This is a genomic window from Kitasatospora sp. NPDC048715 (assembly GCF_043198905.1).
In the GTDB taxonomy this organism is placed as follows: Bacteria; Actinomycetota; Actinomycetes; order Streptomycetales; family Streptomycetaceae; genus Kitasatospora; species Kitasatospora lactacystinica.
Genome location: NZ_JBICVH010000022.1, coordinates 173,105 through 194,232, shown reverse-complemented (window position 1 = coordinate 194,232; position 21,128 = coordinate 173,105). Strand labels below are relative to the sequence as shown.

At 73.9% G+C, this 21,128-nt stretch carries 22 protein-coding genes; 13 read left to right on the top strand and 9 right to left on the bottom strand.

Annotated elements, in window-relative coordinates; genetic code table 11:
* Window positions 1–98: 98 nt before the first annotated feature.
* Both ACGFSC_RS35665 and ACGFSC_RS35660 read right to left on the bottom strand, forming a co-directional pair.
* Window positions 99–2,381 carry a M9 family metallopeptidase gene (locus ACGFSC_RS35665; RefSeq protein ID WP_359912437.1) on the bottom strand — a complete coding sequence of 761 codons (2,283 nt, stop codon included), beginning with the start codon at window positions 2,379–2,381 and terminating at the stop codon, window positions 99–101.
* Window positions 2,382–2,756: 375 nt separating this feature from the next.
* On the bottom strand, window positions 2,757–3,326 hold the full coding sequence (locus ACGFSC_RS35660) for a DoxX family protein (RefSeq protein ID WP_359912401.1): 570 nt from the start codon (window positions 3,324–3,326) through the stop codon (window positions 2,757–2,759).
* Window positions 3,327–3,535: 209 nt separating this feature from the next.
* On the opposite strand from ACGFSC_RS35660, the gene ACGFSC_RS35655 reads away from it, so the two are divergent.
* Window positions 3,536–4,147 carry a TIGR03086 family metal-binding protein gene (locus ACGFSC_RS35655; protein ID WP_359912398.1) on the top strand — a complete coding sequence of 204 codons (612 nt, stop codon included), beginning with the start codon at window positions 3,536–3,538 and terminating at the stop codon, window positions 4,145–4,147.
* A 228-nt stretch (window positions 4,148–4,375) separates the two neighbouring features.
* Entirely contained in the window at window positions 4,376–4,834 is a 459-nt protein-coding gene (locus tag ACGFSC_RS35650; protein WP_359912395.1) for a hemerythrin domain-containing protein, read from the top strand.
* Window positions 4,835–4,885: 51 nt separating this feature from the next.
* Here the strand turns inward: ACGFSC_RS35650 and ACGFSC_RS35645 are convergent, their stop codons facing one another.
* Both ACGFSC_RS35645 and ACGFSC_RS35640 read right to left on the bottom strand, forming a co-directional pair.
* Entirely contained in the window at window positions 4,886–5,674 is a 789-nt protein-coding gene (locus ACGFSC_RS35645) for a VOC family protein (RefSeq protein ID WP_359912392.1), read from the bottom strand.
* A 122-nt stretch (window positions 5,675–5,796) separates the two neighbouring features.
* Window positions 5,797–6,378, bottom strand: a complete 582-nt coding sequence (locus ACGFSC_RS35640) for a Uma2 family endonuclease (RefSeq protein WP_359912389.1) — start codon at window positions 6,376–6,378, stop codon at window positions 5,797–5,799.
* A gap of 220 nt (window positions 6,379–6,598) precedes the next feature.
* On the opposite strand from ACGFSC_RS35640, the gene ACGFSC_RS35635 reads away from it, so the two are divergent.
* The 4 genes from ACGFSC_RS35635 (at window position 6,599) to ACGFSC_RS35620 (ending at window position 11,307) form a co-directional block, all read left to right on the top strand.
* Window positions 6,599–7,276, top strand: coding sequence for a TetR/AcrR family transcriptional regulator (locus tag ACGFSC_RS35635; RefSeq protein ID WP_359912386.1), 678 nt, complete (start codon window positions 6,599–6,601; stop codon window positions 7,274–7,276).
* A gap of 147 nt (window positions 7,277–7,423) precedes the next feature.
* On the top strand, window positions 7,424–8,950 hold the full coding sequence (locus tag ACGFSC_RS35630) for an MFS transporter (RefSeq protein WP_359912383.1): 1,527 nt from the start codon (window positions 7,424–7,426) through the stop codon (window positions 8,948–8,950).
* Between the two features lie 275 nt (window positions 8,951–9,225).
* On the top strand, window positions 9,226–10,836 hold the full coding sequence (locus ACGFSC_RS35625; protein ID WP_359900189.1) for a cytochrome bc complex cytochrome b subunit: 1,611 nt from the start codon (window positions 9,226–9,228) through the stop codon (window positions 10,834–10,836).
* 30 nt (window positions 10,837–10,866) lie between these two features.
* Window positions 10,867–11,307, top strand: a complete 441-nt coding sequence (locus tag ACGFSC_RS35620) for a PPOX class F420-dependent oxidoreductase (protein ID WP_359900187.1) — start codon at window positions 10,867–10,869, stop codon at window positions 11,305–11,307.
* Between the two features lie 187 nt (window positions 11,308–11,494).
* Here ACGFSC_RS35620 and ACGFSC_RS35615 read toward each other — a convergent pair whose 3' ends face one another.
* Complete coding sequence (locus tag ACGFSC_RS35615) at window positions 11,495–11,764, bottom strand: DUF1876 domain-containing protein (protein ID WP_359900185.1); 270 nt, start codon at window positions 11,762–11,764, stop codon at window positions 11,495–11,497.
* A 167-nt stretch (window positions 11,765–11,931) separates the two neighbouring features.
* On the opposite strand from ACGFSC_RS35615, the gene ACGFSC_RS35610 reads away from it, so the two are divergent.
* The 4 genes from ACGFSC_RS35610 to ACGFSC_RS35595 all read left to right on the top strand — a co-directional run bounded on the left by ACGFSC_RS35610 (window position 11,932) and on the right by ACGFSC_RS35595 (window position 14,910).
* A complete protein-coding gene (locus ACGFSC_RS35610; protein WP_359900183.1) occupies window positions 11,932–12,864 on the top strand; it encodes a YndJ family protein in 933 nt (310 codons plus the stop codon).
* Entirely contained in the window at window positions 12,861–13,373 is a 513-nt protein-coding gene (locus tag ACGFSC_RS35605) for a DUF1990 domain-containing protein (protein ID WP_359900181.1), read from the top strand. The genes ACGFSC_RS35610 and ACGFSC_RS35605 overlap by 4 nt, the downstream gene beginning before the upstream one ends.
* Window positions 13,374–13,522: 149 nt before the next feature.
* Window positions 13,523–14,182, top strand: coding sequence for a hypothetical protein (locus ACGFSC_RS35600; protein ID WP_359900179.1), 660 nt, complete (start codon window positions 13,523–13,525; stop codon window positions 14,180–14,182).
* Window positions 14,179–14,910, top strand: a complete 732-nt coding sequence (locus ACGFSC_RS35595) for a hypothetical protein (RefSeq protein WP_359900177.1) — start codon at window positions 14,179–14,181, stop codon at window positions 14,908–14,910. The genes ACGFSC_RS35600 and ACGFSC_RS35595 overlap by 4 nt, the downstream gene beginning before the upstream one ends.
* On the opposite strand, the gene ACGFSC_RS35590 is transcribed toward ACGFSC_RS35595, so the two are convergent.
* Genes ACGFSC_RS35590 through ACGFSC_RS35580 form a run of 3 tightly spaced genes read right to left on the bottom strand, consistent with a single transcriptional unit; the run spans window position 14,878 to window position 16,793 of the window.
* On the bottom strand, window positions 14,878–15,618 hold the full coding sequence (locus ACGFSC_RS35590; protein WP_359900175.1) for a zf-HC2 domain-containing protein: 741 nt from the start codon (window positions 15,616–15,618) through the stop codon (window positions 14,878–14,880). The genes ACGFSC_RS35595 and ACGFSC_RS35590 overlap by 33 nt on opposite strands.
* Window positions 15,615–16,187, bottom strand: a complete 573-nt coding sequence (locus ACGFSC_RS35585; protein WP_392864526.1) for a sigma-70 family RNA polymerase sigma factor — start codon at window positions 16,185–16,187, stop codon at window positions 15,615–15,617. Before ACGFSC_RS35585 ends, ACGFSC_RS35590 begins: the two co-directional genes overlap by 4 nt.
* Before the next feature lie 33 nt (window positions 16,188–16,220).
* Window positions 16,221–16,793, bottom strand: a complete 573-nt coding sequence (locus tag ACGFSC_RS35580; protein ID WP_359900173.1) for a hypothetical protein — start codon at window positions 16,791–16,793, stop codon at window positions 16,221–16,223.
* 194 nt (window positions 16,794–16,987) lie between these two features.
* Here ACGFSC_RS35580 and ACGFSC_RS35575 point away from each other — a divergent pair, with 194 nt between their 5' ends.
* Entirely contained in the window at window positions 16,988–17,377 is a 390-nt protein-coding gene (locus ACGFSC_RS35575; RefSeq protein ID WP_359900171.1) for a thioredoxin domain-containing protein, read from the top strand.
* A gap of 87 nt (window positions 17,378–17,464) precedes the next feature.
* Here the strand turns inward: ACGFSC_RS35575 and ACGFSC_RS35570 are convergent, their stop codons facing one another.
* Window positions 17,465–18,427 (bottom strand): YafY family protein, encoded by a 963-nt coding sequence (locus ACGFSC_RS35570; RefSeq protein WP_359900170.1) that lies wholly within the window; start codon window positions 18,425–18,427, stop codon window positions 17,465–17,467.
* Window positions 18,428–18,721: 294 nt separating this feature from the next.
* Here ACGFSC_RS35570 and ACGFSC_RS35565 point away from each other — a divergent pair, with 294 nt between their 5' ends.
* A complete protein-coding gene (locus ACGFSC_RS35565) occupies window positions 18,722–19,456 on the top strand; it encodes an alpha/beta fold hydrolase (RefSeq protein ID WP_359900168.1) in 735 nt (244 codons plus the stop codon).
* Window positions 19,457–19,677: 221 nt separating this feature from the next.
* Window positions 19,678–21,120: an NAD(P)/FAD-dependent oxidoreductase gene (locus tag ACGFSC_RS35560; protein ID WP_359900166.1), complete on the top strand. Its 1,443-nt coding sequence runs from the start codon at window positions 19,678–19,680 to the stop codon at window positions 21,118–21,120.
* The last annotated feature ends 8 nt before the right edge of the window (window positions 21,121–21,128 follow it).

Genomic DNA, 21,128 nt, shown 5'->3' with positions numbered 1-21,128 from the left:
TCAGGACCCGTGATGGCGGTCCACCGACGGACCCGCCCCGGGCGGGGCGCCGTAGCGCTCCGCCCGGGGCGGTCACCTGTCCGATTGCCGTGCTCGGCTCACATTTCGCTCGTGACGCTCACCCCGCTGAAGCCCTGCTGGGCGTAGAGGCCGAAGAAGACGTAGCCGGCCGGCGGGTTGGTGACGGTCAGCGTCTCCGAGTTGTCCGGGTTGGTCGACCGGAGGACGTGGGAGTTGGTGTACGCCCAGCTGCCCGGGTTGTAGTAGAGGTCGCCGTTGCCGGTGCCCCCGCTGGTGGTGATCTTCACCTGCTTGGTGCCGGCCGGCACCGTCAGGTAGAAGTGCGCGTAGTTGCCCGTGGTCGCCGCGACGTTGCTGCGCACGCAGTTGGCGCCCAGCTGCCGGACGTCACCTCCGGCGCACTCCGGCAGCTGCGACTGGCCCGGCGTGTTGGCGGCGCAGGCGCCGGCGGCGCACCTGGTCAGCCAGCTGTCGAAGTCGGCGTCGTAGCGGGTGCCGATGGTCGTCTTCAGGATGGCGCGGGCACCGTCCCAGTCACCGGCCCGGTACTTGGCGAGGACCGCGTCCACGTCGGAGCGGTGCTGCTCCAGCATGTAGCGCACGGCCAGGTACCCCCAGCGGTACACCCGGTCCTGGCTGCTCCTGGCGTAGACCGTGTCGAAGAGCTCGCTCAGCTTGTAGGTGTGCTGCGAAGCCACCGCGACGGCGTCGGTGTTGACGGCCTTGCGGTACGACCAGGAGACGTACTCCGCGAAGCCCTCGACCCACCAGTCGATCGGCTGGACCTGGCCGGCGTCGTAGTCGCCGTAGACGTTGAACCGGCCGTCGAGGTAGTGGGTGTACTCGTGGTTGAGGTTCCAGATCTCGAAGGACGGGCGGGCCCACTCGGCCTCGTAGCAGAGGAAGCGCGGCTGGTTGCCGGCCGTCGCCGGCTCGCCCTCCAGGTACATGCCGCCGTTGTTGGTGTTGATGTCGTAGATGACCGCGGCGAGCACCTGGTAGTCGAGCGAGGAGTGGAAGACCACGACCTCGATCGTGCTGTTGCCGTCGTCCTTGACCGGGCCGCTGTCCTTGGCCACCGCGTGGAAGAACGCGTCCTGGCCGTTCAGGCTGGTGCAGGCGGTGCCGAGCTGGGTGCTGTCCAGCGCCTGGGCGAGGATCCTGATGCTCGGGCTGCAGGTGTGGTCGACCGTCAGGTTGGCGGCCTTGAACTTCGCCGGGTCCTCACAGGTGCCGTAGTACGAGCAGTCGGCCTTGTCCCACCAGTTCACCGCGAGCGCCACCGAGCCGCGCTGGTACATCGTGGGTCCGGTCGGGGCGGACTGCTGGGCCAGGGCCCGCGCGTAGGGGCGCACCCTGGGCAGCAGTTCCGGGTACTGCATGAAGCGGGTCAGCTCGTTGGTCGCCTCGTAGACCGTCCGCCCGTAGGTGCCGCCGTGCAGGCCCTGGTTGCGGGAGATGAAGGTGAACAGGGCGTCCAGCACGCTCGGGTCGGCCTTGACGGCGGGGAGGAAGTCGGCCTCCCAGTGTCCGGCGAACAGCACGGTGAGCACCGGGGTCAGCCCGTAGACCATGCCGGTCGGGTTCCAGGTGGCGCTGTCGTAGTCGGACAGCAGTCGCTTGACGACCGGCAGGTAGCGGGCGCTGTCCTTGGCGCTGTCGATCAGCGTGGTCGCCCGGGCCAGCGGGCCCGCGTTGTCCGCCGTGACGTCCCGCGAACGGGAGTTGGCGAAGAACGCGTCCAGCGCGGAACGGGTCGCGGTCTTCAGGCCGGCGCCGTAGGGGCCCACCACGTCGGGGTTGTAGAACTGCACGAAGTAGCCGGCCTGCAGGTAGAGCATCAGCTGCGAGATCGACGCGCTGTTGTTGCCCTGGTAGCTGTTCGCGGCGTCGCGCACCGCGTACGCCACGGTGGTCATCTGCGACTCGCGGAACGCGTTCGCGGCGTCGCCGCGGCCGATCTTGAACAGCGAGTTGACGCACTGGAGGTCGACGGACTTGATCTGCTGGACCAGCGCGCTGCCGGTCCGGCCGGTGAAGTCACCGACGTTGCAGGGCCGGTCGGCGGCCGCGCCCAGCCCGAAGGCCTTGGCCTGCGGCTGGTCGGCCGTCGGCAGGCCGGTGAGCGGAGCCGTCGGCGACTGGGGTACCAGGTCCTCCGGGCTGAGCCGCTTCCGGCCGTCCGGCCGCGCGGGGGCGGTGTCGGTGCGGTCCGCGCCGATCGCGGGCGGCGGCGCCAGGTGGGCGGGCGCCGTGCCGACGGGCGCACCGGTGGGGGTCGTCCCGCCGGGGGTGGGAGTGGCGGGGGTCGCCTGGCTGAGCGGGGCGAACACGCCGACCGCCAGGACGAGGGTCAGCACGAGCGTCAACAGTCTTGCCAACTGCGGGACTCGCAGTAAGCGTCGGCCATTCACGTGGGGGCCTCCGGGCCGTCAAAGGCCGCGAGTTGGGGCGCGGCCTACGGTGGAGCGAGGTCCGTCGACGGCGGCACCGCGTGGGGCGGTTCCGCCGTGGAGACGGTGGGGATGTGCCATGTACCATTGCACACATCACACAATATTGTGAAGGCCTTTACCCAAGGTCCACCCATCCACGACAGCGGAAAGGGCACGGCGACGAGTCGTCACCATGCCCTTTCCGCTTGCGAAGGAGGGATTCCGGGAATTCCCGGCCGCCCCCTCCCGGAGCGGCTCATTGCGGAGCGGCTCTTTGCGGAGCGGCTCTTTGCGGAGCTGCTACTTGCGGAGCAGCAGGATCACGCCCGCCGTCACCAGGCCGACCACGACGGCGGCCACGCCGTACGCCAGGCGGTGCGCCCGCAGCACCGGCAGGAAGCGGTCCACGGCGTAGCGGCCGGGGCCGGTCAGGGCGAGTGCCGCGGCGCCCGCGGTCAGCAGCAGCTCGTACTCGCTGCCCTTCGGGGCGAAGAAGCCGCCGCCCCAGGTGACGGCTATCGCGTTGACCATCGTGCCGACGATCGCGGCGCCCGCCAGCGGGGTCAGCAGGCCGACGGCGAGGGCGAGTCCGCCCAGCGTCTCGGTGAGGCCGGCCACCACGGCCATGGCGTCGCCGGCCGGGTAGCCGCTCATGGTGAAGAACTGACCGGTGCCGTCGATCCCGCCGCCGCCGAACCAGCCGAACAGCTTCTGGCTGCCGTGCGCGGCCATGGTCAGGCCGAGGGCCAGGCGCAGGAGCAGGAGTCCGGCGTCGTAGGCGTGCGGGGAGGTCGTCGCGGACCCGGTGGTGGCCCGGGCCGGGCTGACGGTGGTGGTGGCGGCGGTCGTGCTCGGGCTGCTGCTCGGCATGCGCGTCTCCATCGATCGGGGTTCGGTCGTCGTCCGGCGCGGCCGGACGTGGTCACGGGTTGTGGTGGTGCGGCGGGCAGGGGTCGTCACCCCCACCGTTGTTCAAATTTGAACCGCCGCTCTTCGACCGTACCGCGAAGTTCGAATTTGAACAACTGACGGATCGTCGGCGACTCGCGGAGCCCGTCCGGGCCGGAGAGGGTGGAGGCATGGCTCAACACAGGCACCACCGACGGGAGGCGCGGACCGGCACCCCGTACCCCGAGGCGCTGGACGCCTTCGGCGAGCGCGTCCGGCTCATCACCCCCGGCCAGTGGGACTCCCCCACACCGTGCAGCGACTGGTCCGTCCGCGACCTGGTCAACCACCTCACCGGCGAGCAGCTCTGGGTACCCGAACTGCTGATGGGCGCCACCGTCGGCGAGGTCGGCGGACGCTTCGACGGCGACGTGCTCGGCGACGACCCGGTCACCGCCTGGACCGACGCCGCCGAGGCCGCCCGGGAGGCCTGGGCCGTCCCCGGCGCCACCGAGCTGACCGTCCACCTCTCCTTCGGCGACACATCCGGCCAGTACTACCTGGACCAGCTCACCACCGACCTGGTGATCCACTCCTGGGACCTCGCCGAGGGCATCGGACGGCTCACCCGGCTCCCGGACGGGCTCGTCGGGTTCGCGCTCGGCGAGTTCGCCGGGTACGGGGACCTCTCCGGCAGCGGGCTCTTCGACCCGCCGGTGCCGGTGCCCGAGGACGCCGGACCGCAGACCCGGCTGCTCGCCCTCGCCGGGCGGCAGGACGGCGGGTGGCAGGACGCCGGGTGACCGGGCGGCGGGTGACCGGGCGGCGGCACGGAGGGTGACCGGATCGCGCGACGGAGGGTGACCGGGCTGCGGCGCGCAGGGCGGACGGCGGCATCCCCGGGCGGGCGGGCGCGACGGAGGGTGGCCGGCCGCGCCCGCGCGTGAACGGGCGCGCCTCCGGGTGAGCGGGCCGGCGCCGGATACTGGAAGGCGACGGGGGAAGTCTTCCGTGCGAGAGGCGGGCGGGCCATGAACCGCAGGCCTGACATCCTCGGCGAGTTCACCGCCGACCACCGGGCGGCGATCGAGCTGCTCGACCGGATCGAGGCCGCACCGGCCGACGACCCCGGGCGCGGCGAGCTGCTCGCCCGGCTGACCGACCTGCTGTTCACCCACTGCGCCGCCGAGGAGGAGCACCTCTTCCCCGTGGTGCAGCACGACGTGCCCGACGGCGGGGCGCTGGTCTTCCGCAGCATCCACGACCACCTGGCGATCGGGCAGTACCTCGCCGACCTCCAGGGGCTCGGACCCGCCGACCCGGCCCTCGGCACCCTGCTGCGCGGCCTCGCCGAAACCCTGCGCCGGCATCTGCGCGACGAGGAGGAGCAACTCTTCCCCGCCGCCCGCAAGGCCCTGCCGGCGGCGGCCCGCACCGCTCTGGGCGACCGGCTGCGGGCGGACCGGGCCGAGCTGGACGCCCCCGGCTGATCGGGCCCCGGGCCGATCAGTCCTTCGGGACGATCGGCTCCCCGGCTCCGGTCAGTCCTTCGGGCCGATCACCGCGAACCGGGCGCCCTCGCGGTCCCGCAGCCGGGCCACCCGCCCGTACGGGGAGTCGAAGACCGGCCCGAGCGCGCCGCCGCCCAGCTCCACGGCCCGGGCCAGCGCCCGGTCGGTGTCCGGGACGGCGAAGGACACCTCCCAGTGCGGCGGCATCCCGGCCGGGCCGCCCGCCTGCTCCTTGGCCAGCGCCGCGACGCTGTGGCCCTCGGCGCGCAGCACCACCCGGTCGTGCTCCCAGCGGACGTCGAAGCGCTCCGGGTCCCGGCCGTCCCAGCGGAACACCTCGCCGTAGAACAGTGCCGCCGCGAACGGGTCCGGGGTGCGCAGCTCGATCCAGACCGGCGCGCCGGGCACGTCCAGCTTCCGGGCCCGGCCCGGCGGGCCCTCCCAGATGCCGAACACCGCGCCCGCCGGGTCCGCCGCGAAGGCCACCCGTCCGGCGTCGAAGGTCAGCGGGCCGACCGCCAGCGTCGCGCCGCGCTCGCGCACCGCGTCGGCGGCGGCGTCGGCGCTCTCCGTCCCGAAGTAGCTGGTCCACGCGACCGGGATCGCCCCGAAGCCGGCGACGCCCAGCCCTGCCACCGCCTCCCCGCCGGTCACCGCGTGCACGTACGGACCGAAGCGGTCCGGCCCGGGCTCGAACTCCCAGCCGAGCAGGGGCCCGTAGAACTCCTCGGCGTCGTCCAGGTCCCGGGCCATCAGGCTCACCCAGCACGGTACGGCCGCCACACAGCGCACCCTGGCGGCCGTCTCACCGCTGCCCATCGCGAACCTCCTCTGCCCACCCGACCGCCGGGCCCCTCCCGGCTCCGACGACCCACCGGCCGCCCGGGACGCCCACAGCCTAGGCCGCCACCCGCACCGCCCCGGGGACGCCATGCCCGGGATCAGCGCACCCAGTTCCTGAGGGGCTCGGTGTCCAGGGAGATGCCCACCGGGTCGGGCAGCTGGACGGCCTTGCCGAAGGGGAGGGTGTGGACCGTCTCGTAGCGGACGCCGTCGGACCGGCTGTGGACGACGACCTCGGCGGAGTCCCGGTCGATCAGGAGGTAGACCGGAATGCCGGCCTCGGCATAGGCCCGGGGCTTCTCCACGCGAGCACGACGGTCGGCGTCGGAGTCGTAGGAGGTGACCTCCGCGACCATCAGGACTGCGCCGGTCGGCGCCCAGTCCCCGTACCCGACGAATGCGTCGGCGTCGGCGAGCGTGCCGTCGGGGCGAGCACGCCCGTCCCGGTAGCCGTCGAGCCTCAGGCCTTGATCATGCAGATAGAGCTCCGGCCGGACCTGGATGCAGATCCGCAGAAGCCACTGGATGATGCGGCCGTGGTCGCCGTCCGGCGCGGGTTTGATCCCCAACTTCCCGTTGATGAGCTCCAACTGGATGCCCTCGACCGTCCGACCCAGGTGACGGGCGAACTCCTCGAACTGCTCGGGCAGAATCTGCGGGCGCTCGGAGATCGCAGCCACGGGCCCCTCCTCCTCCTCCTGGACGCCCTTCGGGGCAACGAGGTCCCCGGCGGGTGGTTACGGGCCGCTCGGCTCCGATCACGGCCCAGCCGGCCGAGGCGCCCCTCGTATGACGCAGGTCACATGGGGGGCGGAAATTCCGGGGACGGATTCCCCGTTTGCGAGTACGTTGGAAGAAGCGGGGAGAATTTCCCCGGTATCCTGATGAGGAGCAGTCGTCGTGACCACCACCGCCGAGTCGGTCCGTCCCGCCGGGAGCGCGCGTACGCCGAAGTTGCGTGCGGACGCGAGCCGGAACCGGGAGCGGATCGTGCTGGCGGCCCGGGACGCGTTCGTCGAGCACGGTGCGGACGCACCGCTGGACGAGATCGCGAAGCGGGCGGGGGTCGGCAATGCCACGCTGTACCGGAACTTCCCGGACCGGGTGGCGCTGATCCACGAGGTGGCGGTGCTCGTCAAGAACCGCATCCTGGCCCTCGCCGAGACGGCGACGGCCGAGGCGGACGCTCCTGACGGCGGCGGCCCGTTCGACGCCCTCCAGCGGTTCGCGCACGCGTCCGTCGGGGAGAAGGTCGGCGGTCTCTGCACCCTGTTCAGCAACCATGTCGACCCGTTCGACCCGGAGTTGACCGAGATCCGGGAGCGCCTGCAGGCCGCCGTGGGCGGGCTGATGGAGCGCGCCCGGGCCGCGGGCGAGCTACGGTCGGACGTCGACCACGGTGACCTGTTCATCGCGATGAGCCAGCTGACCCGGCCACTGCCGAACACCGCCTGCCGACTGCTCGACGACTTCGTCCACCGGCACCTGCAGATCTTCCTGGACGGTCTGCGCGCGCCGGCCGCTTCGGTGCTGCCCGGCCGGGCCGCGACCTTCGAGGACTTCCAGCCCCAGAACTGACCCGACCACCAGTACCGACCGCCCGACGGCGCCCTGTCGCGCCCCGGCACACCCTTTCACCGCACCTTCCCCGTGCGGCAACCCGCCGTTCCCGTACGGCATTCGACCGTTCACGCACACCACACGCACCGTGAAGTGAGTACCCCCATGCCTCAAACCGACGCCCGACCGGCGACGCTGCCCGATCCCCGGCGCTGGAAGGCCCTGATATTCATCGGGCTCGCCCAGCTGATGGTCGTCCTCGACGCCACCATCGTGAACATCGCCCTGCCGTCCGCGCAGCGCGACCTGGGCATCTCCGACGGAAACCGCCAGTGGGTGATCACCGCGTACGCGCTGGCCTTCGGCGGCCTGCTGCTGTTCGGCGGCCGGATCGCGGACCTCTGGGGCCGCAAGCGGACCTTCATCGTCGGCCTGACCGGCTTCGCCCTCGCCTCCGCGCTCGGCGGCGCCGCGGCCAACACCGCGATGCTGCTCGGCGCCCGCGCGCTCCAGGGCGTGTTCGGCGCGCTGCTCGCGCCGGCCGCGCTGTCGCTGCTCGCGGTGAGCTTCACCGAGGCGCGTGAGCGCGCCAAGGCCTTCGGCATCTACGGCGCGATCGCCGGTGGCGGCGGCGCCATCGGTCTGATCCTCGGCGGCCTGCTCACCGAGTACATGAACTGGCGCTGGACCTTCTTCGTCAACATCCCGTTCGCCATCGTGGCCGCCGCGGGCGCCGTGCTGGTGATCCGCGAGCCCGCCGAGGGCCGCAACCGCAACCGGCTGGACGTCCCCGGCGTGCTGCTGGTGACCACCGGTCTGGTCGCGCTGGTCTACGGCTTCACCCGCGCCGAGTCCGACGGCTGGTCGTCCGGCAGCACCATCGGGCTGTTCATCGCGGCCGCCGTGCTGCTGACCGCCTTCGTGCTGGTGGAGCGCCGGGTCAAGGCCCCGCTGCTGCCGCTGCGCGTGGTGCTCGACCGCAACCGCGGCGGGGTGTACCTGTCGCTGGGCATGGCCGTGATCGGCATGTTCGGTCTGTTCCTCTTCCTGACCTACTACCTGCAGATCGTGCTCGGCTACAGCCCGGTTCTGACCGGCGTCGCCTTCCTGCCGATGGTGGCGGGCATGATCACCGGCTCGACCCAGATCGGCGCCCGGCTGATGACCAGGGTCCCCGCGCGCTACCTGATGGCGCCCGGCTTCCTGGTCGCCTCGGTCGGCATGTTCCTGCTGGCCCACATCGGCGTGGACACCTCGTACCCGGCGCTGATCCTGCCCGGCCTGGTCCTGATGGGCCTCGGCATGGGCACCGCGTTCATGCCGGCCATGAGCCTCGCCACCCACGGCGTCCAGCCGCGCGACGCGGGCGTGGCCTCGGCCATGGTCAACACCTCGCAGCAGGTCGGCGGCGCCATCGGCACCGCGCTGCTGAACACCATCGCGGCCAGCGCGACCACCGGGTGGCTGGCCGCGCACGCCACCGCGGCGGCCACCTCGCCGGAGGCCGCCAAGGCGTTCCAGTTCCAGGGCATGGTGCACGGCTTCTCGACCGCGATCTGGGTGTCCTTCGGGATCCTGGTGGCGGCCGCCGCGGTCGCCTTCACCTTCGTCAACGCCGGCCGGCCGGGTGCCGCGGCGGGCTCGGACACGGGCGCGGCGAAGGAGAACGAGGTGCCGGTGCTGGTGCACTGACGGCCGGGGGTTTGCTCGGGTGCGTACGCGGCCCGTCCGGTGTCCTCCAGGACACCGGGCGGGCCGCTCGCCGTTCGGGGCCGCGGAGCCAGGCGACCGGAGGGCCGGGTGACCGGGGGCCGCGGAGCCGGGTGACCGGGGGGCCGAAGCCCCGAAGGGCTCCGGGGAGCCGCCAAGGACCCCGGGGTGGAAGTGGGGATCACTCCCCGATTATGGTGACCCCCAGTGCGAATCGGGGACTCCTCCCCGTTTCCTTCGGACCGAGGTGCGTGCACATGACCCGGAATCAGAGCCCTGGGCGGGGGCAGCGGGCCGCCGACTGGGCGGACGGCCGGCTGGGGATCCACACCCTGGCCAGGGCGAACCTGCGGAAGATCTTCCCGGACCACTGGTCCTTCATGCTGGGCGAGATCTGCCTCTACACCTTCCTGATCATCATCCTGACCGGTGTCTGGCTGACGCTGTTCTTCAAGCCCAGCATGGGCGAGGTGGTCTACGCGGGCTCGTACGTCCCGCTCAAGGGCGTCCCGATGTCGGAGGCCTACGCCTCCACGGTGGACATCAGCTTCGAGGTCCGCGGCGGACTGCTGATCCGCCAGATCCACCACTGGGCGGCGATCGTCTTCGTCGCCGCCATGTTCGTCCACATGATGCGGGTGTTCTTCACCGGCGCGTTCCGCAAGCCGCGCGAGATCAACTGGGTCTTCGGCTTCCTGCTGCTCTTCCTCGGCATGCTGGACGGCTTCTTCGGCTACTCGCTCCCGGACGACCTGCTCTCCGGCACCGGCATCCGGTTCATCGAGGGCTCGATCCTCGCCGTCCCGCTGGTCGGCACGTACATCCAGATGTTCCTGTTCGGCGGCGAGTTCCCCGGCCACGACATCGTGCCGCGCTTCTTCACCATCCACGTGCTGCTGGTCCCGGGCATCATGCTCGGCCTGCTGGTGGCGCACCTGATCCTGGTCTTCTACCACAAGCACACCCAGTGGGCGGGCCCCGGCAGGACCGAGAAGAACGTCGTCGGCATGCCGCTGATGCCGGTCTACCTGGCCAAGGCCGGTGGCTTCTTCTTCCTGGTCTTCGGCATCATCGCGCTGGTGGCCGCGATCGCGACCGTCAACCCGATCTGGGCGTACGGCCCGTACCGGCCGGACCAGGTCTCCACCGACGCCCAGCCCGACTGGTACATGGGCTTCGCCGAAGGCCTGATCCGGATCATGCCCGGCTGGGAGGTCGGGCTGTGGGGGCACACCCTCAACCTCGGGGTGCTCATCCCGTTCGCGCTGTTCCCGCTGGTCCTGGGCGCCATCGCCGCCTACCCGTTCCTGGAGGGCTGGGTGACCGACGACGAGCGGGAGCACCACCTGCTCGACCGGCCGCGCAACGCGCCCGTCCGCACCGCGCTCGGCGCCGCCTGGATCAGCCTCTACCTGGTGGCACTGGTGGCCGGCGGCAACGACCTGGTCGCCACCCACCTGCACCTGTCGCTCAACTCCATCACCTACGCCGCCCGCGTCGGCTTCTTCGCCGTCCCGGTCGCCGTCTTCGTCATCACCAAGCGCTGGTGCCTGGGCCTCCAGCGCCGGGACCGCGACAAGGTGCTGCACGGGCGCGAGACCGGCGTCGTCAAGCGCCTGCCGCACGGCGAGTTCACCGAGGTGCACGCCCGGCTCTCGCCGCGGGAACTGCACCGGCTCACGGCGCACGAACAGCCCCGCCCCCTCGAACTGCCCGCCCCGGTGGACGAGAATGGAGTGGCCCGCCCGGCCGGTGTGCTCACCCGCACCCGGACCCGGCTCTCCCGCGGGTTCCACGGCGAGGGCAGCCGGATCCCCAAGCCCACCGCCGAGGAGTTCCGCGAGATCACCGAGGGCCACGGGCACTGACCCGCACCCCCGATGGCACAGGGAGGACAGGTGCACCACCGAACCGACCGGCTCGCCGACAGCAAGTACCTCCTGCTCACCACCTTCGACGAGGACGGCAGCCGGATGGAATCGCAGCTCTGGGTGGTGCCCGACGGCACGGCCCTCGGGGTCTGGGCCCCGGCCCACTCCGGCGAGGCCGACCGGATCCGCCGCCACCCCCGGGTGCTGATCGGCCCCTGCGACGCCCACGGGCGCCCCACCGGCCGCCCGGTCCCCGCCCGGGCGCGGCTCTGCGACGCCGACGACACCGCCCGCTACCGCACCTCGCTGATCAACAAGTACGGCCTGACGGCGCTGGTCGTGCTGGCCCGCAGCCGGTTCCGGGTGGGGCTGGCCGGGACGGTCGGCATCCGGATCACGCTGAACGAACTGGAACAGCGGCTGGTCGGTCCGGACTGGCAGCCGCCGAGCGGCTACTGCGTCAACTGACGGACCGCGTCGACCGACGGGCCGCCGATCCCCATCGAGTGCCGGGGCCCCGGAAAGGGGCGGCCCCGGCGCTCGGCGCTTCCGAAGCCGTTCACGACGGCGGGTGGGAGGTCACGGCGGCGGGCAGGGCGTCGGGGGACGCCGGGACGGGCCCGGGGCCTGCGAGCCGGGGCCTGCGGGCCGGAAGTCAGGACAGCGGGTGCGTCGGGACCGGGCTGACCTCCTGGATCTCGCCGTGGGCCTTGGTGAGCAGCTGCGAGGCGAGCTCGTTGAGCGCGCGGGCCCCCGCGATCTCCTCACCGACCCTCAGCTGTTCCGGGTCGGAGGGGTGGCGGCTGCTGTAGCCGTGGGCGCGCAGTTCGCTCCCGTCGCCGAGCCGCAGCAGTGCGGCGGCGCTGGTCCGCGGCCCCTCTTCGCGGAACTCCATCTCGATGTGCCAACCGACCAGAGTCTGCATGGCGGATCACCTCCATCGGTTACTCCTCCAGAGTGCGCCGCACCCACCGTGAACACCAGGCCAGCCCGACGGGGGCGACATCCGGGGCCGAGTTGAACGCGTTCAACTCGGCCGCGTAGAGTCGGCGGCGCAAGTCATTTGAACACGTTCAAGGGGGTGTGCCCGCAATGGGAAAGGGCACCACGGAGCTGGTCGACCTGCTGATCCTGCTCGGCATGGGCGCCGTCGTCCCGCTCGGCCTCGCCCTCGTCGACGAGCCCGGGCTCACCCGGATCCGCCGGCTCTGGCCGCTCGCCGCCGTACCCGGCGCGCTCTCGCTCTGGCTGCCCCGCGGCGGTCCGGCCACCGGCTGCGCCCTGCTCTACGCGCTCGGCACCCTGGCCGTCGCCCTGCACGCGCCGCTGCGGCTGGCCCGCACCCGCTCGCTCGCGCCCGCCGAGATCGCGGTGCTCACCGCGCTCGCCGCGCCCTCGGTGGCCGGGGTCGCCCTCGTCGCCGAACGCTCCGGGTACCCGCTGTTCGGCTTCGAACCGCACATCCTGGCGCTCACCGTGCCGCACTTCCACTACGCCGGGTTCACCGCCGCCCTGGTCGCCGGACTGGTCTGCCGCGCCGCCCGCCCGGGCTCGGCCGCGGCCCGCTGCGCGGCGCTCAGCGTCCCGGCGGGCACCCTGCTGGTGCTGGCCGGATACTTCCTCGGCAACTGGTGGCAGTTCGCCGGGGCCGCCGTACTGACCACCGGAATGTGGCTGGTCGGCCTGGTCACCTGGCGCGAACTGCGGCCCCGCAGCGGCGATCCCGTCACCGCCCGGCTGCTCGCCGCCTCCTCGGCCGTCCTCGCGCTCACCATGCTGCTCGCCCTCTGGTGGGCACTCGGCCGGGCGGCCGGACTCCCCCACCCGACCCTGACCTGGATGGCCGCCACCCACGGCGTCGGAAACGCGCTCGGCTTCGCGCTCTGCGCCCTGCTCGCCTGGCGCCGGATCGCGGCCGATCGGACCGCCGCGGGCCGCACCGCCATGGACCGCACTGCCGCGGAACGGACCGCCATGGACCGGGCCGCAGCGGCCGGGACCGCCGTCACGGAGACCGCTCGATGAACGACTACAGCTACCCCGAGCAGGGCGCCAGCCGCACCGGCGAGCTGCCCGCCGGCTACAACCACCTGCGGCACAGCGCCCTCATCGGCCACGGCCGCCCCGCGCTGGAGGCCGCCGGCGCCGCCCTGCTCGACTGGCGGATGCACCGGCTCGCGGGCGTCCGGATCGACGCGGCGGCCGACCGGGCCGCCCCCGGCGTCGCCGTGCGGTGCGCCATCGGCCTCGGCCCGCTGCGGGCCGGCGCCCCCAACCGGGTGCTGGCCGCGGTCGACGGCCCGGACCGGTACGGCTTCACCTACGGGACCAGGACCGGGCACCTGGCCCGGGGCGAGGAGACCTTCCTGGTCGAGCTGACCCCGGACGGCGGGGTCCGGTTCTCCGTCACCGCCTTCAGCCGACCGGTCGCCCGGTACGCCCGGCTCGCCGGCCCCCTGCTCCCCCTCGCCCAACGCGCCTTCGCCCGCCACTGCGGCCGCGTCCTGGCCCGGATCGCGGCCCGGGCCGGCTGAGCACCGGCCGCCCCCGCTCGCCCGACGCACCTTCACCCACCACTGCGCACGCGCACCGACCCGGAGCACGGCGCGGGCCGGCCCGACGGCGGGCGGCCCGCAGGTAAATCCGCTCGTCGGGGCGGTGGTCCGTTCGGGATGATCGGCGGATGATGTCGATACGACCGGTCCTGGAGATCTTCGCCCCCGACGGCTTCGCGCTCTGGCCGACGGGCAGCCATGAGCCGTACGGGAGCCTCACGCTGAACGGGCGGCTCACGGCGGCCGAGGTCGGTACGGCGGTGTGGCGGCTGGCCGACTGCAACGACGTCGAGCCCGGGTCCGAGCCGGCCGAGGAGCGCGGGCCGCGCCCGGCGGACCCGCTGGGCGGCTTCCTGCACGGGCTGCTCACCGAGTCGCACCCGTACGCCCCCGGCGGCCTGGTGGTGACCGACTCCGCCACCGGCGCCGTCTTCGAACCGGGCTGCTGCAACGGCCTGGAGGACTGGCGCGAGTGGCTGAACGTCACGGACGGCTCCGGCACGGCCTGGTTCGGGCACGACCCCGACGCCCGGGCCGAGTGCGTCGGCCGGGTCGTCCGGCTGACCCGGAACGCCGAGAACGGCGAGGGCCCGGTGATCGAGCTGCCGGTGGACGAACTGCGCCGGCTGCTCGCCGGAGTCGAGCGGGACCTGCGGGACTTCCTCGCCCTGGCCGCGCGCTGGGCCGGGCAGCAGCTGCCCGAGCACGCCGCCGCCGTCACCGCCGCGCTCGCCCGGGCACTGGACCTGGAACCGGCCCCGGAGCCGGCCCCGGAGCTTCCGTCATGACCAGCTTCCACACCCACCGGGCCCGGGTGCACGACGCCGCGCTCCCGCCGTACCGGCGGCACAGCGCGCTGCGCACCTGTCTGACCCGCTTCGCGCCGTACGGCCTGCGGGCGACGTACCACCACCTCACCGTCAGCGCCCGGATGCCGCGCTTCCTGGAGGCCGACCCGGAGTCGCTGGTCCGCGCGGTGGACGAGCTGCACGAGGCGCGCGAGCTGTGGCGGGCCCGGGCCGAGGAGTACGCGGCGCGGCGCCGGATGCAGAAGCGGGCCGGGCGGCGGCGGGCGCCGGAGACGGCGTGGTGGCACCAACGCTGGTGGGGATCGCCGAACGCGGCCTGGGAGCACGACCCGTTCCTGCACCCGCCGTTGCGGCTGCCCGACTACGTCCGGCGGCAGCACGCGCTGCTGGACGGCGTCGAACTGCCCGGCTGTCCGGCCTGCGGGGAGCAGGGCCCGCCGGTGGGGATCCCGACCGGGCACGGCCGCGCCGAGCTCTGCCGCGGCTGCGCCCGGGTGCTGACGCCCTGCGGCTGCGAGCGGTGGCACACCTTCGAACCCGCGCTGCGGGTCGGCTGGAGCCGGACCTGGCGGCGGGAGCACATGACCGGCACCGGCGAGCCGAGCCCGCACTGGCCGGGCGTGCGGGGCACGGCCCGGGTGGAGCGGCTGGAGTCGTACACGGTCGACCTGGAGTCAGGTGTGGTGCGCCGGGACCGCGACCAGTAGCGCGCCGCTGTCCTGGACCCGGACCTCGAAGTGGTCGATGTCCCCGGGCTGGAGGGCCGCCCCACCGGTGGTGCGCACGGTGCCGTCCCCGCCCCCGTAGCCGCTCGCGGGGACGGACCAGCTGGTGACCGTCTGCTGCTCGCCGGTGCGCGAGACGGCGACCAGCCGGCACGTCAACGGGCCTTGGACGCCGGAGAGTTGCAGGCTCACCCGGGTGCCCCAGGTGGCGCCGTCCAGGCCGACGGTGGCGTGCGCGCCGGTGCTCGGGTCGGTGGCGCTGAACTGCTCGGCCACCGCGACCACGGCGGGCGCGTGCTCGGCGGTGAGCACCGCGGCGGTGACGGCGGGGCCGGCCGCGACCATCGCGGTCGCGGCCAGGGCCAGCACCAGTCGCCGGATCCGGCCCCGCCGCCGGGTGGCGCCGACCTCGGCGACCAGGCGGTCCAGCAGCTGCGGGCCCGGTTGCGGGGCGGGGCCGGCCGGGTCCGTTCCGGCCGCCCGCACGGTGGCCGAGTACTCGGCCAACAGCGGTTCCACGGGGCCGAGTTCGGCCACCTGCTCGGCGCACTGCGGGCAGTCGGCGAGGTGCTGTTCGAAGGCGGTGCGCTCGGCGGGCTCCAGCAGGCCGAGGACGTACGCGCCGACGTCCGCGTGCTCCGGGCCGCCGCCGGGGGTCCGGTCGGGGTCCGGGTCGGGGTGTCCGGTCACGATGTCACTCCCCGTTCCTCCAGCGCGAGCCTGAGCGAGCGCAGCGCGTAGAACACCCGCGAGCGCACCGTCCCGGCCGGGATGCCGAGTTCGGCGGCCGCCTCGACGGCCGTACGGCCCTTCAGGTAGGTCTCGACGATGATCTCCCGGTGCGCGGGCGAGAGGTCCGCCAGTGCGTCCGCGACGGTCATCATCCGCAGGGCCCGGTCGGTCTCGTCCTCGGCGGGCAGCTGCTCCAGCACCGCGGCGTCCACCTCCCGCGGCCGGGCCATGGCGCTGCGGTGACCGTCGACCACGATCCGCCGGGCGACCGTGACCAGCCAGGGCCGCAGCGAGCCGGCCTCCGGGTCGAGCCGGTGGATGTTGCGCCAGGCACGGACCAGCGTCTCCTGCACCACGTCCTCGGCCCGCTGCCGGTCCCCGGCGACCAGGTGGAGCACGAACCCGAACAGCGGACCGGCGTGCTCCCGGTAGAGGGCGCGCATCAACTCCTCGTCCGGCGCCCCCGTACCGCGGCCGCCGGCGCGTCCGACGGGGTGCTCCTCGGTCACCACTTCATCGTTGCGCACCCGGGCCTCCCGGTCGAGGGCGGTCGGGACCGGTCAGTAGCCCGGGGTGCTGGGCATCGGGTTGCTGGGCGCCGGCGTGCTGGGCGCCGGGGTGGCGGGCATCTGCGGGGAACCGGCCGCGGTGCCCGCCCTGCCGCCGCTCGGGGTCAGCGCGAACCAGGTGCCGCCGACGCCCTGGCCCTTGGTGTCGCCGGGCTTGGTGTCCGGCGAGTAGCGGTAGGCCGGCCAGCCGTTCAGGGTGACCTGCTCGGTGCCGTCGGCGCGGGTGACCGTGCCGACCAGCTTGCTGTCGATGCCCTTCACCGTGACGTTGCCGTTGGCGTGCTCGGGCGGCCAGATGACGGCGCAGCTGCCGTTGCAGGAGGACTCCGGCGGGCTGTTCCGGTCCTGGTCGAAGCGGTAGAGCGTGAAGCCGGCGCTGTCGGTGACGATCGTGCCCAGCTTCGGGTCCTGGGCGGTCCGCACGGTGACGCTCGCCGGGGCGCTCGGGCTGCTCGACGGGTGCGACGAGCCGCCGGACGACCCGCAGCCGGCGATCAGGGCGGCGGCCGCGATGCCGGAGGCGGTCAGGGCCAGGGTCCGGCGGGTGCGGAGTGTGGAGGGCATGGGGTGCCTCCCGCGGGGGAAGGGGTCGGGACGGACCGGACACCCTTCTGTACGGGTGGTGGCCGCCGAGTGCTCAACCCCGGCGCCGGGAGTTCCCCGAGCCCCCGCGACTCCCCCGGAATACGCCGCCGACCGGCACCGTTGTGCCGGGCGACGGTCTGAGCCGCCACCTCCGGAAGGGAAGGAATCACGAGATGAGCAGCACGGTCGAGCTGACCAAGGAGAACTTCGACGACATCGTCCCGGGCCCGGAGGGCAAGGACTTCGTCTTCATCGACTTCTGGGCCGGGTGGTGCGGGCCGTGCCGCCAGTTCGCCCCGGTGTTCGAGAAGGCGGCCGAGCGCCACCCCGACCTGGTCTTCGCCAAGGTGGACACCGAGGCGCAGCACGAGCTGGCCGCCGCGTTCGAGGTCCAGTCGATCCCGACGCTGGCGATCGTCCGCGAGGGCGTACTCGTCTTCTCGCAGCCCGGCGCCCTGCCGGAGACGGTCTTCGAGGACCTGATCAACCAGGCCCGCAACCTGGACATGGCCGATGTGAAGCGCAAGGTCGCCGAGGAGCGGGCGGCCGGCGGCCAGGCCTGATCCGGACGCGGCCGGGCCCGGTCCGGACGCCCGAGGGCCCGGGGAGCACCGTCTCCCCGGGCCCTCGCCCTACCCGGCCGCGGCCGCTCAGGCCGGTTCGGCGCCCCAGGCGGCGAGCCGGGCCGCGAGCGCCCGCACCTCGGCGCGCAGCGCGGCGGGCTCCCGGACGGTGAACGGCCACCCCAGGCCGGCCAGCAGCACCGCGACGCCGTCGAGGTTCTGCGCCCGGGCCCGCAGCAGCACGCGGTCCTCGGCGAGTTCGGTGAGCGTGCCGACGGCGGGCGGAAGCCGGCGGCGGGCCTCGGCGAGGCCGACCGCCAGCTCGACCTCCACCCGGTGCCGCCAGGGCGCACCGGCCAGTGACTCCACCACCCGCTGGACCGGGTCGAAGTCCCCGGGCGGCTCGAAGCCCGCCTCGCCCTGCTCGACCCGGGTGATCCGGTCCAGCCGGAAGGTGCGCGGCTCGCCGCTCCGGTGGTCGAGGCCGGTGGTGTACCAGCGCCCGGAGTGGAAGACCAGCCCGTACGGGTCGAACTCGCGCTCACTGGGCCGGTCCTCGCGGTCCCGGTAGGCGAGCCGCACCCGGCGCCGCCGGCGGGCCGCCTCGGCCAGGGTGAACAGCGCTGCGGCGGCCGGGCCCGGGCCGGCGGCCGGGACGGCGGTGAGGCCCAGGGTCTGCTCGACGGCGGAGACCCGGTCGCGCAGCGAGGGCGGGAGCACCCGCTGGATCTTGGCGAGGGCGGTCCCGGTGGCCTCCTCCCCCACCGACAGGCCGGAGCTGCGGCCGGCCAGCAGGCCGAGCACGACGGAGACGGCCTCCTCCGGGTTGAGCATCAGCGGCGGCAGCCGGTAGCCGGGCCGCAGGCGGTAGCCCCCGTAGCGGCCCCGGTCGGCCTGGACGGGGATGCCGAGCTCGGCCAGCCGGGAAACGTAGCGGCGGACGGTGCGCTCGTCCACGTCGAGCCGGGCGGCCAGTTCGGCGCCGGTCAGGCCGGGACGGTCCTGGAGCAGTTCCAGCAGGGCGAGGACACGGCTGACCGGGTGCTCCACCGTGCGTTCCTCCCGTCTCCTCGTCGTCTCCCGCCGGCTCCGAACCGGCTCCGCGCCGCCTCCGTGCCGCCCTTGCGGACGGCTCTTCCGCCGGCCCCTTCCGGACGCCGTCCGGACACCCTCCGGACGCGCGGGGACGACGCGGAGGAAATGCGGGCGACTTCTGTCCGGATCCGATCCTAGAGTCGGCGGTGGAGGAGGCCCCAGCGGGGCGAAGCCCTCCCACGGGCCCCTCGACGCCTCCGGCCCGTCGAGGCCTCCCCCGGCATCCCCACCGACGAAGGAGTGATCCCCATGAGCACGTTCGTACTGGTCCCCGGATTCTGGATCGGCGCCTGGGCCTGGGACGAGGTGGCCGAGCCGCTGCGCGCGGCCGGGCACCGCGTGTACGCCGTCAGCCTGCCCGGGGTGGCCGAACGCGCCGTCGAGACGGGCGAGTTCGGGCTGGAGGACCACATCGCCGACCTCGCCGCACTGCTGGTCCGGGAGGACCTGTCGGACGTCGTCCTGGTCGCGCACAGCGGCGCCTGCGCCCCGGTGGGCGGGCTCGCGGACCGGATGCCGGAGCGGATCCGCCGGGTGGTCTACCTGGACAGCGGCCCGCTGATCGACGGCTCCGCGGTCCAGGACCTCTGGGAGCCCGACTACCGGCGGACGGCCGAGGCCTCGCTGATCGACGGCCGTCTCCCGATGCCGTCCTGGGAGTACCTGGCCGAGCACGGCGCCAGCGTGGCGGGGCTGGACGGGGCCGCCCTCGCGCGCATCCGCTCCCGGGCCACCGCGCAGCCGGCCGGGGCGTTCCGGGACCGGCTGCGGCTGACCGGCGCCGGGGCCGCGCTGCCGCAGGCGCTGGTCTCCTGCTCCTTCCCGCTCTCCCAGGTGCGCGAGCTGATCGCCGCCGGGCACCCGTACTTCGCCGGGATGTCCGGGCCGAACTGGGAGCTGCGCGAACTGCCCACCGGGCACTGGCCGATGCTCTCCCGTCCGGCCGACACGGCGTCCCTGCTGGCGGAGCTGGCCGCGCTCTGAGCCCGTCGGCCCGGCCCGTTCCGTCCGGCGCCGGGCCGACGGGCTGTCCCGTCCGCGCCCAACGGTGTGCCCCACGGCGCCCTCGGCGTGTCCGACCGTCGCGCAACCGCGCCCGGAGCGGCAGGATGGGGCCCACGCCGTACCCGAGCGAGGAGCGAGCACCCGCCCGTCATCCCCGCCGTGCGGGCCGGGGTGGCCATCGAGACGACGGAGGACAGGGCATGACCAGCACCGCCGAGGAGTACGACGTCATCGTCCTGGGAGCCGGCCCGACCGGCGAGAACGTGGCCGACCGGACGGTCGCCGCCGGGCTGAGCACCGTGATCGTGGAGGCCGAGCTGGTCGGCGGCGAGTGCTCGTACTGGGCCTGCATGCCCAGCAAGGCGCTGCTGCGGCCGGTGGCCGCGCTGGCCGACGCCCGCGCGGTGGCCGGCTCCCGGGAGGCGGTCGACGGCCGGCGGCTGGACCCGGCCGCGGTGCTGGCCCGGCGGAACTCCTTCGCCTCCGACTGGAAGGACGACGGCCAGGTGCGGTGGCTGCGGGACACCGGCATCGAGCTGGTCCGCGGCCACGGCCGGCTGGCCGGGGAGCGGACGGTGACGGTGGAGGCCGAGGACGGCAGCGAGCGGGTGCTCACCGCCCGGCACGCCGTCGTGGTGTGCACCGGCAGCCGCCCGGTGCTGCCCGCGCACGTGCCGGGGCTCGCCGAGGCCCACCCGTGGACCAACCGGGAGGCCACCGGCTCGCAGACCGTCCCCGGGCGGCTCGCCGTGGTCGGCGGCGGGGTGGTCGGGGTGGAGATGGCCGCCGCCTGGCGGGCGCTCGGCTCCGAGGTGACGCTGCTGGTGCGCGGTGACGGGCTGCTGCCGAGGATGGAGCCGTTCGCGGGCGAGCTGGTCGCGGAGGGCCTGCGGGCCGCCGGGGTGGACCTCCGCTTCGGCACCGAGGTCACCGCGCTGGAGCGGGCGGACGGCTCCGGGCCGGTGACCCTCGCCCTCGACGGCGGCGGGACGCTGACCGTCGACGAGGTGCTGTACGCGACCGGCCGGGCCCCGCGCACCGCCGACGTCGGGCTGGAGCAGGTCGGCCTGAAGCCGGGCGACTGGCTGGAGGTGGACGACAGCTGCACGGTGCTCGGTGTGGACGGCGAGTGGCTCTACGCCGCCGGGGACGTCAACCACCGGGCGCTGCTCACCCACCAGGGCAAGTACCAGGCCCGGATCACCGGCGCGGCGATCGCCGCCCGCGCCCAGGGGCTCCCGCTGGACACCTCGCGCTGGGGCGCGCACGCCGCATCCGCCGACCTCGCGGGCGCGCCCCAGGTGGTGTTCACCCAGCCCGAGGTCGCCGCCGTCGGTCTGACCCGGGCCGCCGCCGAGGCGGCCGGGCTGCGGGTGAAGACCGTCGACCACGAGATCGGCTCCGTCGCCGGGGCCTCGCTCTACGGCGACGACTACCGCGGCCGGGCCCGGGTGGTCTTCGACCTGGACCGGAAGGTGCTCGTCGGCGCCTGCCTGGTCGGCCCCGGGGTGGCCGAACTGCTGCACTCGGCCACCGTCGCGGTGGTCGGCGAGGTGCCGATCGACCGGCTCTGGCACGCGGTGCCCTCCTACCCGACGATCAGCGAGGTCTGGCTGCGGCTGCTGGAGGACTGCCGGGGGTAGCGACGCAC

Excerpts from the sequence above, each read along its gene's own strand:
- ACGFSC_RS35660 (WP_359912401.1), bottom strand. The coding sequence starts at position 3,326 with ATGCCGAGCAGCAGCCCGAGCACGACCGCCGCCACCACCACCGTCAGC.
- ACGFSC_RS35655 (WP_359912398.1), top strand. The coding sequence starts at position 3,536 with ATGGCTCAACACAGGCACCACCGACGGGAGGCGCGGACCGGCACCCCG.
- ACGFSC_RS35650 (WP_359912395.1), top strand. The coding sequence starts at position 4,376 with ATGAACCGCAGGCCTGACATCCTCGGCGAGTTCACCGCCGACCACCGG.
- ACGFSC_RS35645 (WP_359912392.1), bottom strand. The coding sequence starts at position 5,674 with ATGGGCAGCGGTGAGACGGCCGCCAGGGTGCGCTGTGTGGCGGCCGTA.
- ACGFSC_RS35630 (WP_359912383.1), top strand. The coding sequence starts at position 7,424 with ATGCCTCAAACCGACGCCCGACCGGCGACGCTGCCCGATCCCCGGCGC.
- ACGFSC_RS35625 (WP_359900189.1), top strand. The coding sequence starts at position 9,226 with ATGACCCGGAATCAGAGCCCTGGGCGGGGGCAGCGGGCCGCCGACTGG.
- ACGFSC_RS35615 (WP_359900185.1), bottom strand. The coding sequence starts at position 11,764 with ATGCAGACTCTGGTCGGTTGGCACATCGAGATGGAGTTCCGCGAAGAG.
- ACGFSC_RS35610 (WP_359900183.1), top strand. The coding sequence starts at position 11,932 with ATGGGAAAGGGCACCACGGAGCTGGTCGACCTGCTGATCCTGCTCGGC.
- ACGFSC_RS35605 (WP_359900181.1), top strand. The coding sequence starts at position 12,861 with ATGAACGACTACAGCTACCCCGAGCAGGGCGCCAGCCGCACCGGCGAG.
- ACGFSC_RS35600 (WP_359900179.1), top strand. The coding sequence starts at position 13,523 with ATGATGTCGATACGACCGGTCCTGGAGATCTTCGCCCCCGACGGCTTC.
- ACGFSC_RS35595 (WP_359900177.1), top strand. The coding sequence starts at position 14,179 with ATGACCAGCTTCCACACCCACCGGGCCCGGGTGCACGACGCCGCGCTC.
- ACGFSC_RS35580 (WP_359900173.1), bottom strand. The coding sequence starts at position 16,793 with ATGCCCTCCACACTCCGCACCCGCCGGACCCTGGCCCTGACCGCCTCC.
- ACGFSC_RS35575 (WP_359900171.1), top strand. The coding sequence starts at position 16,988 with ATGAGCAGCACGGTCGAGCTGACCAAGGAGAACTTCGACGACATCGTC.
- ACGFSC_RS35565 (WP_359900168.1), top strand. The coding sequence starts at position 18,722 with ATGAGCACGTTCGTACTGGTCCCCGGATTCTGGATCGGCGCCTGGGCC.
- ACGFSC_RS35560 (WP_359900166.1), top strand. The coding sequence starts at position 19,678 with ATGACCAGCACCGCCGAGGAGTACGACGTCATCGTCCTGGGAGCCGGC.